Source organism: Acinetobacter sp. F-1, from assembly GCF_022869025.1.
Classification (GTDB): domain Bacteria; phylum Pseudomonadota; class Gammaproteobacteria; order Pseudomonadales; family Moraxellaceae; genus Acinetobacter; species Acinetobacter pseudolwoffii.
On the sequence record NZ_JAJKFX010000002.1, the window covers coordinates 1 to 13,228 of the forward strand.

A 13,228-nucleotide genomic window follows, 5' to 3' on the forward strand; every position below is an offset into this window, starting at 1 on the left:
GATAGAAACATTATTCAGCTTATTGAAGGGGCAATACAATTTAGTGACGAGTAAAGCACGTAGTCTTCATGGGTTTCTGAGTGGAATTTACACCTCACTATATGCATATCAACTCACTCATCAAAATAAGCCAACAATTCAAATTAAGGAATCATCGGCTTAAGCAGGATTCGGGTTAAATAAGGAATGCTCATGGCTTCTAAAATTTTAAGTTTGATTAAAACCAAGGTGAGTCCTGTCTTAACGGCTGAAACACAAACTAAAAGCCTGTTAGGTGGCTTATTCGCTGGAACAGCCTCAGGTACGCTTAGCAATCTCATTGGCAGTCTAAACAGCTCTAATTCACAACCTTCCGTGAGCTCATTATTAAACAGCCTTCTCTCTGGACATAGTCTGAACAGCGCAAATCTGAGCAATTTATTAATTCAGTTGTCTGGTTCAAATGCTTCGAAGTTAGATATTCAGAGTCTGATCAGCAGCTTAACCCAATCCAATGAAGGCAGTTTTAATATTGTCCAGATCACCAACTTGTTGAATGGCCTAATGGCGAACAATAGCAGCAATCTGGATATTGGTGCTATTTCCAAACTCGTCGGCGGTCTCATCGGCGGTAATAGCGAGATTGATATTACACAAATCGTTCAGCTGGTCAGCGGCCTGATCGGCGGTTCTGGTGGTTTAGGTAATATCGACATTGCTGCAATTGCAGATCTGGTCAGCAACCTCATCGGTGGTAATGGCGAGATTGATATTGCTCAAATTGTCCAACTGGTGAGTGGTCTCATCGGTGGTTCAAGCAACATCGACATTGCTGCAATTGCAGATCTGGTCAGTAACCTCATCAGTGGTAATGGCGAGATTGATATTGCGCAAATTGCCCAACTGGTGAGTGGTCTCATCGGTGGTTCAAGCAACATCGACATTGCTGCGATTGCAGATCTGGTCAGTAACCTCATCGGCGGTAATGGCGAGATTGATATTGCACAAATTGCCCAACTGGTGAGTGGTCTCATCGGTGGTTCAAGCAACATCGACATTGCTGCGATTGCAGATCTGGTCAGCAACCTCATCGGCAGTAATGGCGAGATTGATATTGCACAAATCGTTCAGCTGGTTGGTGGTCTGATTGGTGGGTCTGGTGCACTAGGTGATATCGACATCGGCGCGATTGCAGATCTGATCGGCGGTTTAATCGGCGGCAATACAGGCAATGATTTTGATATCGGTGCTATCACAGATTTAATTAGCGGTTTTGTCGGTGAGAATGCAGCGGGGGATTTTGATCTCGATGGCTTTACCGATTTACTCAGCGGCCTGATCGCGAATGGCTCAAATGGCATAGATTTAGGAGGATTATTGGGTCATCTCAATCTAGATAGTGATCTGGATCTGGGTACTCTGATCGAAGGAATTTCCTCTGCTTCAAACGGGTTTGATCCAGGGAGCATTGCCGGAGGCATTGGGCAATTGATTGATAATAGCTCTTCGATTGAATTACCCGATCCAGGTGATCTGGTCCAAGATGTGGGTGCCACAGATTCCAATATTGACTTGTCTGCTATTCTGCCTGACATTCAAGATACGATTCAAAATATCAGCAGTGGTGGTGGTTCATCCAGCTTTGATTTTGGTTCACTGTTCAATCACTTTAGTAAAAATATTGATATCGACCCAAATAATCCTTGGGGTTAATCATCATCTCATTAAAAACGCGCAAATGCGCGTTTTTAATTTTAGGATTTGCCTTGAAGCTTATACACCACGCCAGTCTACTCGCGCATTGCGTTCGGTTCGGTAAATACGACAAATATATTCACCCAGAGGCAACGCATTTAAATGCTGCTGATAATCACGATATTCTTCGGACAAGGTTTCAAAATTTTCTTTTTCCCATGGCGTCCCCGGAATCGCCAATAATGGAGCAAGCATAGAACAGACAGCAATATCCGCCAGACCTAAACGATTTCCGACAAAATAATGTCCACCTTGACTAACCAGCATCTGATTGAGTTGCTGTACAGTGACATCAATATGCTGTTTGGATTCCGCCACAGTTTCCTCATTCAATGCATAACCTTTGGCGACCATCGCTTTTAATAAAGGTTTAGAAAATTTTTCAAACTGGCGCAAATAGCCCTGCTCACCAATTAAAATATCGAGAGATTCATGATCGGAAGTCAGCGCTTGAGATAACATCCAGCGGCGGACATGACGACCCAGCTCCAGAGTAATTTCATTAATTTCTAAGGCTTTATTTCGAAAATGTCCTTCAGCATACAATAAACGATGTTCTGGATAAGTATCATCCAGATAAAGCGCAATCTGGGTTGAATCTGCAATCCATTTGTCCTGATCGCGAAAAATAGGCAGACGATTCTGTCCTGTTTTCAGTCGGGCAAAAGCCCGATGTACGCCGGGAATCAGGTTGTGAGCAACATAGTACAGCTCTTTATGGTCCAGCATCCAACGTGCTTTTTCGCAAAAGTGAGATAAAGGAAACTGGTATAAAGTTCGCATGCATGCTCCATGTTTATCGTTATTGGATCAGGGCGTATAGGCCGCTGTTTTATTCAGATACTTTAGTCACTCAATTTTAGAAAAACAATGTGATTTTTATCCAAAAGTACAATACTGGCTGATTATTCCTCTATATTCGGCGGACTCATAATAAATCCGGGAAAGCTCAGCGGAGCTTTTAAGTTATAAGAAGCATTTGATTGCAATAAACCACAAGTGCATGACCTGACTTTAGCCGTGCTTTCATGTAAAATCGGGGGCAATTTTTATATAACGCTTTTGTGAGTTATTTCATGGGTTTTAATTGCGGTATTGTCGGCTTGCCGAACGTTGGCAAATCTACACTTTTCAATGCTTTAACCAAAGCTGCTATTGCTGCAGAAAACTTCCCGTTCTGTACCATTGAACCAAATACCGGCATCGTGCCTGTTCCTGACCCACGTTTAGACAAATTGACAGCAATTGTTAAACCGCAGCGCGTGATTCCAACGTCTATGGAATTTGTGGACATCGCAGGTCTGGTCGCTGGTGCTTCTAAAGGTGAAGGCTTAGGTAACCAGTTCCTGGCCAACATCCGCGAAACTGATGCAATCGCTCACGTGGTACGTTGTTTTGAAGATGAAAACGTCATTCATGTGAATGGTCGTATTGATCCACTGGATGATATCGCCACGATTAATACAGAACTCGCGCTTGCAGACCTGGACGCGGTAGCGAAAGCGATTACCCGTTTGACTAAATCTGCCAAAGGTGGTGACAAAGAAGCAATTGCTACTAAAGCAGTATTAGAAAAAATCCAGCCTTTACTCGATGAAGGCAAACCGGCTCGCGCAGCGGATCTGGATGATGACGAACGTAAACTGGTACGTGGCTTTGGCTTAATGACGCTTAAACCAACCATGTATATTGCCAACGTTGCTGAAGATGGTTTTGAAAATAACCCGCATTTGGATGCAGTGAGAAAATTGGCTGCTGAAGAAAATGCAATTGTCGTACCTCTTTGCAACCAGATTGAAGCGGAAATTTCATTGCTTGAAGATGAAGACCGTGCTGAATTCCTGGAAGCGATGGGCATGGAAGAACCTGGTTTAAACGTGGTGATTCGTGCAGGTTATTCACTACTTGGCTTACAAACTTACTTCACCGCAGGTGTACAAGAGGTTCGTGCCTGGACTGTGAAAATTGGTGCAACTGCACCGCAAGCCGCTGGTGTAATTCATACCGACTTTGAAAAAGGCTTTATCCGTGCAGAATGTATTGCTTATGATGATTTCGTGCAGTACAACGGCGAAGCGGGTGCAAAAGAAGCCGGTAAATGGCGTCTAGAAGGTAAAACCTATATCGTTCAGGATGGCGACGTTTTACATTTCCGTTTTAACGTCTAAGTATTTGCTGTGTGAAAAAGCCCCTTCTGGGGCTTTTTTATTACCTAGGAAATAAGATGACCGAGCGTAGAAAACTTACAGGCAACGCATAATTCACACATATTAACAATAATGATAATTATTCTCATATAAAAATATTAAATTCAGGCGTATGTTAAATCTAATGAAAAATAATATGATTTCATTCTAGCAAAGGAATCCTGACCATGAGCTATACCCTGCCTGTACTGCCATATCCCTATGATGCCCTAGAGCCTCATATCGATAGCAAGACCATGGAAATTCATCATAGCAAGCATCATCAAACCTATATTAATAATATCAATGCAGGGATCGCAGGAACCGAATGGGAAGATTTATCGGTCGAAGCCTTAATTAGCAAATTCAATGAAGTACCGCAGCAATTAAAACAGAACGTGATCAATAATGCCGGTGGACATGCCAATCACTCCCTGTTCTGGACAGTCATGAGTCCAGACGGTGGCGGCCATCCAGAAGCTGAAATTGCAAAGGCCATTGAACATGAATTAGGCGGATTCGAGGCATTTAAAGACACCTTTACCCAGGCAGCACTGAGCCGTTTTGGTAGCGGTTGGGCCTGGCTGAGTGTTGCGCCAGATCAAACACTTATTGTAGAAAGCAGCGTCAATCAGGACTCTCCACTGATGCATGGCAATATTCCCATTTTAGGTCTGGATGTCTGGGAACATGCCTATTATTTGCACTATCAAAACCGTCGTCCGGAATATATCTCGGCTTTTTTCAATGTCGTGAACTGGCAAGAAGTGAATCGTCGTTATCTGGAAGCATTGAACACGCTTTAGCTTTAAATATTTAAGGAGATCGATCATGTCTACACCTATTCTGATTAAACGCATAATTGGCAGCACACTCCTGATCTGTGGTGTATTTGTGATTTTATTAGAACATGTGTGGATACCCTCTTTTTAGAGTCTTGCTGTTGTCTCATCCTAAAAAAGCCAGTCTGAATGACTGGCTTTTATGCTTATAACTAAATGGCTAAAGGTTTATTGCATATTAGCAATCGCGGTGCCTTTTTGTTTGGGATCAGTATTTCCCAATTCAGGATTATCAATCGCATTCTGACATTGCAGTTTATCCCGCTCATAATCCGCCTGCTTTTGTTCCAGACTGCTGCCATTGTCGATCACGGTACGCGCCCAGATTTCCAGACTGGTTAAGGCTTTACGACACAGAGCATATTTACCTTCAGTCACCGAATCGGTCATTTTGACATTAATACGCCAGTCTGTGCTCAGCTTACGTGCCGGTTGACGCACCTGGGTTTCCAGCTGATCCACTTCTTTATTATAAACCAGTGGATCGACTTTATTGATCAGTTGCCATGCCGCATTGGCATAGGTGGTCGCATCATTAGTCAATTTAGGTGCCGGTTTAATTTCTGGCTTATCAGTCGATTGACTGTCATTCCCACACGCTTGTAACAACAATGCAGTGCTCATTAAAGCAGCTGTCAGCATCGTACGTGTCTTGAACATCCACATATCAGGCTCGCCAATTTAAACATTTCGGCACTATGCTATTAAATTCACGTAGAATACACAATCTTCATTTGACCCATCGTTCAACTCTCCTTCAAGGTGTGTCGTGTCTGAACAGAATCAACTCGCTACGCAACCTGCTGGCTTCTGGCAAGGTGCAAAAGATAGCCAAGCGATCATCTTCACTTATTTACCAGTGTCGTTTGCTTTTGGCGTTTCAGCCACTCAGTTTGGCTTTACGGCTTGGGAAGCGCTGTTTCTTTCCTGCTCGATGTATGCAGGTGCCAGCCAGTTCCTTGTGGTCGCACTTTTAGGCAGTGGCACATCTATCTGGATGACGGCATTAACGGTGATTGCCCTAGACATTCGGCATTTGCTCTATGGCCCTGCGCTGCAAAACCTGATTCAAGACCGGCTGAATTTAAAGAAAACCGCGATCTGGTCTTGGGGTCTGACCGATGAGGTTTTTGCTTCCGGCATGATCAAGCTCTCGCAACGGCGTCAGGAATGGTCTGAATCCTGGATGCTGGGTTTAAGCCTGTTTAGCTGGATGTCCTGGGCATTGGGATCTTTTCTCGGTGGTTTATTTGCCGATCAGGTCAGCAATCTGCCGCAATTCTTGCAAGCGGCTCTAGACTTCCTGTTACCTGCGCTGTTCCTGAGTTTCCTATTGGCTGCTTTTGAGAAGAAACATACTTTTGTTGTGGCTGTCACCATTCTGGTTTCTGCTGTGGCCTGTTACTTTATTGATCTGTCTGCCGCGATTTTCATTGGCATCAGTTCTGGTATTTTTGCCGGCCTGTTCAAGCACTATATTCTGAAACAGCCAGATCCTGAACATGCAGGAGATCAAGCATGAATCTAGAGATTATTCTGGTCGGCATTGTCGTCGGGATCGCTAATTTCGTCTCACGCTTCGGGCCTTTTTTTGTGATTCAGAAATTTCAGCAAGGCTCACAAAAACGCGGAGCATTGTGGCTAAAAATTGCCTTGGGTTCAATCGGCATTGCGGCAATCAGCTCCATGCTGGTAGTTGCTACCTTACCGCCATTATTAGAAACACCGAATAAAAGTATTGCGATGCTGGTCGGATTTATCGTACTCACTGCGCTTTATTTTAAATTCAAACGCATCGTGATGGCGACCCTGACCGCAGCACTGACCTATGGTCTGGTTTATACTTATGTGCCGATGACGTTTTAAGCTTAAACTGACTGATCAATCAAGATAAAGACTTATGCTATATGGAATAGCATAGGTCTTTATTATATAAAAATAATTAGCTAATCCCTATCATTTTTCCTGAAAGAAAAAGCTCAAATAAAATCATTTCCATATCCTTTTATACTTTTTTAATACTCGACCAGTTGTAGATAGAAAAAAGCTATTACCAAAATAGGATATACCGTCTTCAAATCAGTCTGACAGACCAGTGACATGACAATTACGCCTTACTTACATCCAGAAAAACTTTATAAATAAAACTGTTGGACAATATCACAATTTTGTATGAATCTTGGCTTAACTGCCGGCTCAGTTCTGCTATGCTAAAAGTCCATAAAATCAAGCATGGATGACACACATGAGCGTGACTATTGGTACTCCCCTGCAAGCTTCTGCCTATAAAGTTCTATTATTGGGTTCTGGTGAACTGGGCAAGGAAGTGGTGATTTCACTACAACGTCTTGGGGTCGAAGTTCATGCTGCTGACCGTTATGAGCATGCACCTGCCATGCAAGTCGCGCATTATTCCTATACCTTGAATATGGCCGATGCTGAAGAATTAAAACAATTGATCCATCAAATCCAGCCGCATTTAATCGTTCCTGAAATTGAAGCCATTGCCACACAAGTACTGGTTGACGTTGAAGAACAAAATATTGCGACCGTCATTCCTTCGGCTAAAGCGGTCAATCTGACCATGAACCGCGAAGGCATTCGCCGTCTGGCCGCAGAAGAACTGGGGCTGCCAACTTCAGCGTACCGATTTGCTGACAGTTTAGAGTCCTTCCGTGCTGCCTGTGATGATGTCGGCTATCCAAACTTTGTCAAGCCGGTCATGTCCTCTTCTGGCAAAGGCCAGTCTCGGGTAAAAAGCTTTGCAGAGGTAGACGCGGCTTGGGAATATGCGCAAACTGGTGGACGCGTCAATCAGGGTACGGTGATTGTCGAATCGCAAATTGACTTTGATTTTGAAATTACCTTATTGACTGTTCGTGCAAAAAATCCGGCAACCGGCGAGATCGAAACCTCTTATTGCGATCCGATCGGCCATCGTCAGGACTCGGGCGATTATGTCGAAAGCTGGCAACCTCAGCCGATGACTCCGGCAGCGCTAGAGGAATCTAAACGCATTGCCCACAAAGTCACCACAGCACTGGGGGGGTGCGGAATCTTTGGTGTAGAACTCTTTGTCAAAGGCGACCAAGTATGGTTTAGTGAGGTTTCTCCTCGTCCACACGATACCGGACTGGTAACACTTGCCTCTCAATTCCAAAGCGAATTTGAATTGCATGCACGTGCGATTTTAGGCCTGCCGGTCAATACCACACGGCATAGTGTGGCTGCCAGCGCGGTGATTTATGCCGGGGTAGATGATCGTAATCTTTCATTTTCTGGCCTGAATCTTGCTTTAGCAGACGGCAATACTGATTTGCGCCTGTTTGGCAAACCTGAAGGCTTCGAACGGCGTCGCATGGGCGTTGCGACTGCACGTGCTGAAAGCATTGAACTGGCACGCGAACTGGCACTTCAGGTCGCAAATCAAGTTAGCATTAATCAAAACTAAGCTGAAATACCAACGGACCACTGTTCATGATCAATACCTTACCTCTGCTGAATTACATTAAAAGTAACCATGACATTAAAGCCATCAATCAATGGCGTAGTGATGTCGAAAATCAGCTACAGGAGAGTTTTGAAAATGGACAGTCTATTCGGGATATTATTCTGGCACGTTCCAATCTGATTGATGAAGCACTGCAATTTCTCTGGAAATATGCCGAACTGGATCAAACCGATTTGGCCCTGTTTGCTGTCGGAGGTTATGGTCGCCGTGAAATGCTGCCTTATTCTGATGTCGACCTCATGATCCTGTCAGAAGACGAGATTAGTCCAGAGCAGGAACAGCTGATTTCTACCTTCATTTCATTACTCTGGGATGTCGGTAATTTCAAACCGGGGATCAGCGTGCGTACCATCAATGATTGTGTCAGTCAGGCCAGTAGTGATCTCACTGTTGCCACTACGCTAATCGAAGCACGCCTGATTATTGGCAATGAGAACCTGTGCAAATGGCCACGGCGCATCGTGTCACGCACTTGGACCGATAAAACCTTCTTTGATGCCAAAATGGATGAGCAGCATAAACGCTATGCTCAGCACAACAATACCGAAAGCAATCTGGAACCGGATATTAAAAATGCACCGGGCGGTATCCGCGACATCAACCAGATCGGCTGGATTGCCAAACGACATTTCCGCGTCAACCGGATTTATGATCTGGTACATCTGGGTTTTATTTCTGAATTTGAACTGGGCGTGCTCGAAGAAGCTGAAAGTTTTCTCTGGGAAATTCGCCATCATCTGCACCGCCTGACCAAGCGCGATGAAAACCGCTTATTGTTTGATTATCAGCGTGATATTGCGGCTAAATTCGGCTATGTGCGTGATGAGGCGCATCATCCGAACTATCCAATTGAACAGTTTATGAAGCGCTATTATCGCAGCGCACAGCAAGTCTCTACACTCAATGAAATGCTGCTGGCCTACTTCAATGAATCTGTGATTACCCCACGTTTACCGCAATATGAACGCCAGATTGAGGAAATTAATGAAAATTTCAAACTGGTCGATGGCAAGTTAGCAGTTCAGCATCACAAGATTTTCTCGGAAAATCCAAGCGCGATTCTGGAAATTTTCTACCTGTTGGCCAATCGTCCTGAAATTCAGGGCATTCGTGCGCGTACCTTACGCCTGCTGACCTTGGCAGGAAAACGCATTGATCAGGATTTTCGTGATAATCCGGTGCATCAGGCGCTGTTTATGGCGATTATCCGCTCACCGCATCGGCTCTACGATACCCTAGTGACGATGAAGCGTTATGGCGTACTGGGTAATTACATCCCGGCCTTTGGGCAAATTCTGGGCCTGATGCAATATGACCTGTTCCATATCTATACGGTCGATGCACATACCTTATTGTTGCTACGCAATTTAAATCGCTTTAAAGCACCTGAATTTGCCAAGGAATTTCCTGTGGTCAGTTCAGTGTTCCAGCGCCTGACCCGTCGTGACATTGTATATCTGGCAGCTCTTTTTCATGATATTGCCAAAGGTCGTGGCGGTGATCATAGTGAGCTTGGAGCAGCCGATGCCATTAAATTCTGCCGTAGCCATGGCTTTACCGAACGCGAAAGTAATCTGGTGGCCTGGCTGATCCAGAATCATCTGGTGATGTCTGTGACTGCGCAGAAAAAAGATATTTCCGACCCGGATGTGGTCAAAGAATTCGCAGAAAAAATGGGCGATATGGAGCATCTGGACTATCTGTATACCCTGACAGTTGCGGATATCAATGCCACCAATCCCAAGCTCTGGAATACCTGGCGCGCATCCTTGATGCGTCAGCTCTATACGCAGGCGCGTGATGTGATCCGTTCTGGTCTCGGCCGTCCGGTCGATTATCAGATGCTGATTGAAGACACCAAGTTTGAAGCCAGTGAACGTCTGGTCGAGCATTTCTCGCTCTATGATGTTGAAAAAGTCTGGCAGGAACTGGGTGATGATTATTTCCTGAAAGAAACCGCGGATGAAATTGCCTGGCATACCCGCGCCATTTTACAACATGGCGATAATCCTGCGCCTTTGGTGCTGATGCGGGCGCATCGAAAATATGCTCAGGATGCGGTACAGATCTTTATTTATACTCAGGATAAACCGAACCTGTTTGCGACCACAGTTGCCATTCTGGATCGTATGAATCTGGATGTTCAAGATGCGCGGATTATTACCGCGACCAAAGCTTTTAGTCTGGATACCTATGTGGTGCTGGATCGCTTTGGTACCTTACTCACCGACCCTGAACGGGAAGCCACCGTCATTGAAGCCCTGAAAGACGCTTTGAGCCATTCAGATGAATATCCGGGTCTGATGCAACGCCGCATTCCGCGTCAACTCCGTCATTTCGATATTGAAAATACAGTCGATATTACGATGAATGCGGCTCTGGATCAGAATATGGTCGAAATTGCGACTCTGGATCATCCTGGTTTACTTGCCAAAATTGGCGGTTTATTTATGATGCAAGGGCTGGATATCCACTCTGCCAAAATTGCCACACTTGGCGAACGTGCTGAAGATATTTTCTTTGTCACCAAAAAAAATGGCATCCCGATGAGCCCGACTGAGTCTCAAGAATTTGCAGCTGCACTCAAAGCTGCCCTGGATGAGGCTTCACATCAGGTCAGCGGTCAACACTAACACTCTGCTCGGTAACACATTTCATGAACTCTAGCTTGTCTTTATTGCACCCTTATCCCTTTGAAAAGTTAAATCGGCTTTTTGCGGATATCCAGCCTGCAAATATGCCATTAATTCCCCTGTCGATTGGCGAACCAAAGCATCCTGCACCGGAGTTTGTGAAACAGGCGATTATTGATAACTTCAAACATTTATCGACTTATCCCAACAGCAAAGGTCTGCCCGAACTACGTGAAAGTATTGCCAACTGGTTAAGCCGCCGCTTTAAGCTGAATAGCATCAGTGCAGACAGCAATATCCTGCCCGTTTCCGGTACACGTGAAGCAATTTTCTCTTTTGTACAAGCCTTGGTGAACCGTGAAGAATCGCCTTATGTGGTCATGCCAAACCCGTTCTACCAGATTTATGAAGGTGCGACGCTGCTCGCAGGTGCCAAACCTTACTTCATCAACTGTACTGAGGAAAATAATTACCTCGGTGACTTTGATGCCGTTCCGGCAGAAGTCTGGGAAAAAACCGCATTATTATTTGTCTGCACGCCGGGCAATCCAACGGGTGCCGTACTCTCTAAAGAACAGTTTAAAAAGCTGATTGCGCTGTCAGATCAATACAACTTTGTCATTGCTTCAGATGAATGCTATTCGGAATTGTGGTTTGATCAGGCACCCGCGGGTTTACTGGAAGTCTGTGCTGAAATCGGTCGTGATGACTATAAAAACTGTGTGGTATTCCACTCGCTGTCTAAACGTTCCAACCTGCCGGGCATGCGTTCAGGTTTTGTCGCCGGTGACGCAACTTTACTAAAACCGTATTTGCAGTATCGTACTTATCACGGTGCAGCGATGCCGGTACAGCACCAACTGGCTTCTATTGCTGCCTGGAACGATGAAGCCCATGTGGAAGACAACCGGGTGCAATACCGCGCCAAATTTGATTTGTTCCAGCAAGAACTCGGTCACCTGCTGCCACTGAAAAAACCGGATGCCGGTTTCTACTACTGGCTCAAAGTCGACAATGATGAAACCTTTGCCAAAATGCTGATGGAAAAAGCCCATATTAAAGTTCTGCCGGGCCGTTATCTGTCTCGTGATACGCAACAAGGTGATCCGGGTGAAAATCATGTACGTTTAGCTCTGGTTGCTGATCTGGCACAATGTGAACAAGTCATTCAACGTCTAAAAGCGATTCTCTAGATTTAAGTCATAATCAAAAAAACCACTGTAAATACAGTGGTTTTTTTATAAAAATGCAATACGATCAATTTTAATCCAGCACTCAAAAATTCTTTCATGTCTCAAAATAAAGTTTAGAGTACTTTTTCGATTTCAACTTCAAGATCTTCAGGCTTGGTCGTCGGTGCAAAACGGTTCAAAACCTTACCATCACGTCCAATCAGAAACTTGGTAAAGTTCCATTTAATCCCATTCCCTAAAATACCTTTGGAATTATTGGTCAAATAACGGAAGATGGCATGCGCTTCAGGGCCTTTAACATCCACTTTGGAAAACATCGGGAAAGATACCCCGTAATTTTTCTGGCAAAACTCACCAATCTGTTCATTGGAACCAGGATCTTGGCCACCAAACTGGTTGCATGGAAATCCTAAGACCTCCAGACCTTGATCTTTATATTTCTCGTAAAGCTTCTCTAATCCTGAGAATTGTGGGGTAAAGCCACATTTACTTGCTGTATTCACGATTAAAAGTACCTTACCTTCATAATCTGCAAGCTGTTTGCTTTTACCATCTAACAATTCAGCTTCAAACTGATAAATGCTAGTCATGGATAGGTTTCCTCATCATTTTTTTCTTGTGTTTCTAATTCTAAAGAAGCCGAGTTTACACAATAACGTAAGCCCGTCGGTTCTGGACCATCAGGGAAAACATGCCCTAAATGTGCGTCACAATGATGACAAACAATTTCAGTTCTGACCATCCCGTGTGAAGTATCAGGTAATTCTTCTATGACTGAACTGCTCAGGGGACGATAAAAGCTTGGCCAGCCACAACCACTGTCAAATTTGGTTTCTGAAGTAAATAAAGGTTCACCACAACAGCGACATACGTAAACACCATCTTGTTTGGTATTCCAGTATTTCCCGGTAAATGCAGGTTCGGTTCCCTTTTGGCGTGTAATACGGAACTCTTCAGGTGATAACTCTCTTTGCCATTCTCTGTCTGTTTTATTGAGTTTTCCCATGATTGCGTACCTTTTTATCTTGCTATTTAAAATAGGATAATCCTATATTTACGTGATTCAATTTAAAAATTCTAGTGTTTATTTAACAATTTACAAAAGACCTATAATAGCCAAAAAAGCAAA

Annotated in this window: 12 protein-coding genes and 1 pseudogene; 9 read left to right on the forward strand and 4 right to left on the reverse strand. The window is 44.3% G+C overall.

Going from position 1 to position 13,228, the window contains the following annotated elements:
* Both LOZ91_RS01885 and LOZ91_RS01890 read left to right on the forward strand, forming a co-directional pair.
* Positions 1 to 163, forward strand: a pseudogene (locus LOZ91_RS01885) (IS982 family transposase); the annotation flags it as partial.
* 29 nt (positions 164 to 192) lie between these two features.
* Positions 193 to 1,692: a hypothetical protein gene (locus LOZ91_RS01890; RefSeq protein ID WP_244782583.1), complete on the forward strand. Its 1,500-nt coding sequence runs from the start codon at positions 193 to 195 to the stop codon at positions 1,690 to 1,692.
* Between the two features lie 60 nt (positions 1,693 to 1,752).
* Here LOZ91_RS01890 and LOZ91_RS01895 read toward each other — a convergent pair whose 3' ends face one another.
* Positions 1,753 to 2,517: a glutathione S-transferase gene (locus tag LOZ91_RS01895; protein WP_244782584.1), complete on the reverse strand. Its 765-nt coding sequence runs from the start codon at positions 2,515 to 2,517 to the stop codon at positions 1,753 to 1,755.
* Positions 2,518 to 2,810: 293 nt separating this feature from the next.
* Between LOZ91_RS01895 and ychF the strand changes: the two genes are divergently transcribed.
* Together ychF and LOZ91_RS01905 are read left to right on the forward strand one after the other, a co-directional pair.
* On the forward strand, positions 2,811 to 3,902 hold the full coding sequence (gene ychF / locus LOZ91_RS01900; protein ID WP_005170292.1) for a redox-regulated ATPase YchF: 1,092 nt from the start codon (positions 2,811 to 2,813) through the stop codon (positions 3,900 to 3,902).
* Between the two features lie 206 nt (positions 3,903 to 4,108).
* Positions 4,109 to 4,726 (forward strand): superoxide dismutase, encoded by a 618-nt coding sequence (locus LOZ91_RS01905; RefSeq protein ID WP_074383280.1) that lies wholly within the window; start codon positions 4,109 to 4,111, stop codon positions 4,724 to 4,726.
* Between the two features lie 204 nt (positions 4,727 to 4,930).
* Here the strand turns inward: LOZ91_RS01905 and LOZ91_RS01910 are convergent, their stop codons facing one another.
* A complete protein-coding gene (locus LOZ91_RS01910; RefSeq protein WP_005170291.1) occupies positions 4,931 to 5,428 on the reverse strand; it encodes a hypothetical protein in 498 nt (165 codons plus the stop codon).
* A gap of 103 nt (positions 5,429 to 5,531) precedes the next feature.
* Here LOZ91_RS01910 and LOZ91_RS01915 point away from each other — a divergent pair, with 103 nt between their 5' ends.
* The 5 genes from LOZ91_RS01915 to dapC all read left to right on the forward strand — a co-directional run bounded on the left by LOZ91_RS01915 (position 5,532) and on the right by dapC (position 12,099).
* A complete protein-coding gene (locus LOZ91_RS01915) occupies positions 5,532 to 6,284 on the forward strand; it encodes an AzlC family ABC transporter permease (RefSeq protein ID WP_159138591.1) in 753 nt (250 codons plus the stop codon).
* Positions 6,281 to 6,628, forward strand: coding sequence for an L-valine transporter subunit YgaH (ygaH, locus tag LOZ91_RS01920; RefSeq protein WP_005097402.1), 348 nt, complete (start codon positions 6,281 to 6,283; stop codon positions 6,626 to 6,628). Before LOZ91_RS01915 ends, ygaH begins: the two co-directional genes overlap by 4 nt.
* 370 nt (positions 6,629 to 6,998) lie before the next feature.
* Positions 6,999 to 8,213 (forward strand): formate-dependent phosphoribosylglycinamide formyltransferase, encoded by a 1,215-nt coding sequence (gene purT / locus LOZ91_RS01925; RefSeq protein WP_171294138.1) that lies wholly within the window; start codon positions 6,999 to 7,001, stop codon positions 8,211 to 8,213.
* A 26-nt stretch (positions 8,214 to 8,239) separates the two neighbouring features.
* The gene (gene glnD, locus LOZ91_RS01930) at positions 8,240 to 10,906 is read left to right on the forward strand and encodes a [protein-PII] uridylyltransferase (protein ID WP_005097404.1); all 2,667 of its coding nucleotides are present in this window, start codon (positions 8,240 to 8,242) and stop codon (positions 10,904 to 10,906) included.
* Between the two features lie 23 nt (positions 10,907 to 10,929).
* The gene (gene dapC, locus LOZ91_RS01935) at positions 10,930 to 12,099 is read left to right on the forward strand and encodes a succinyldiaminopimelate transaminase (protein WP_244782585.1); all 1,170 of its coding nucleotides are present in this window, start codon (positions 10,930 to 10,932) and stop codon (positions 12,097 to 12,099) included.
* Positions 12,100 to 12,212: 113 nt separating this feature from the next.
* Here the strand turns inward: dapC and LOZ91_RS01940 are convergent, their stop codons facing one another.
* Both LOZ91_RS01940 and msrB read right to left on the reverse strand, forming a co-directional pair.
* A complete protein-coding gene (locus tag LOZ91_RS01940) occupies positions 12,213 to 12,689 on the reverse strand; it encodes a glutathione peroxidase (RefSeq protein WP_005170286.1) in 477 nt (158 codons plus the stop codon).
* Positions 12,686 to 13,105, reverse strand: a complete 420-nt coding sequence (gene msrB / locus LOZ91_RS01945) for a peptide-methionine (R)-S-oxide reductase MsrB (protein ID WP_005097408.1) — start codon at positions 13,103 to 13,105, stop codon at positions 12,686 to 12,688. Before msrB ends, LOZ91_RS01940 begins: the two co-directional genes overlap by 4 nt.
* Positions 13,106 to 13,228 lie beyond the last annotated feature (123 nt).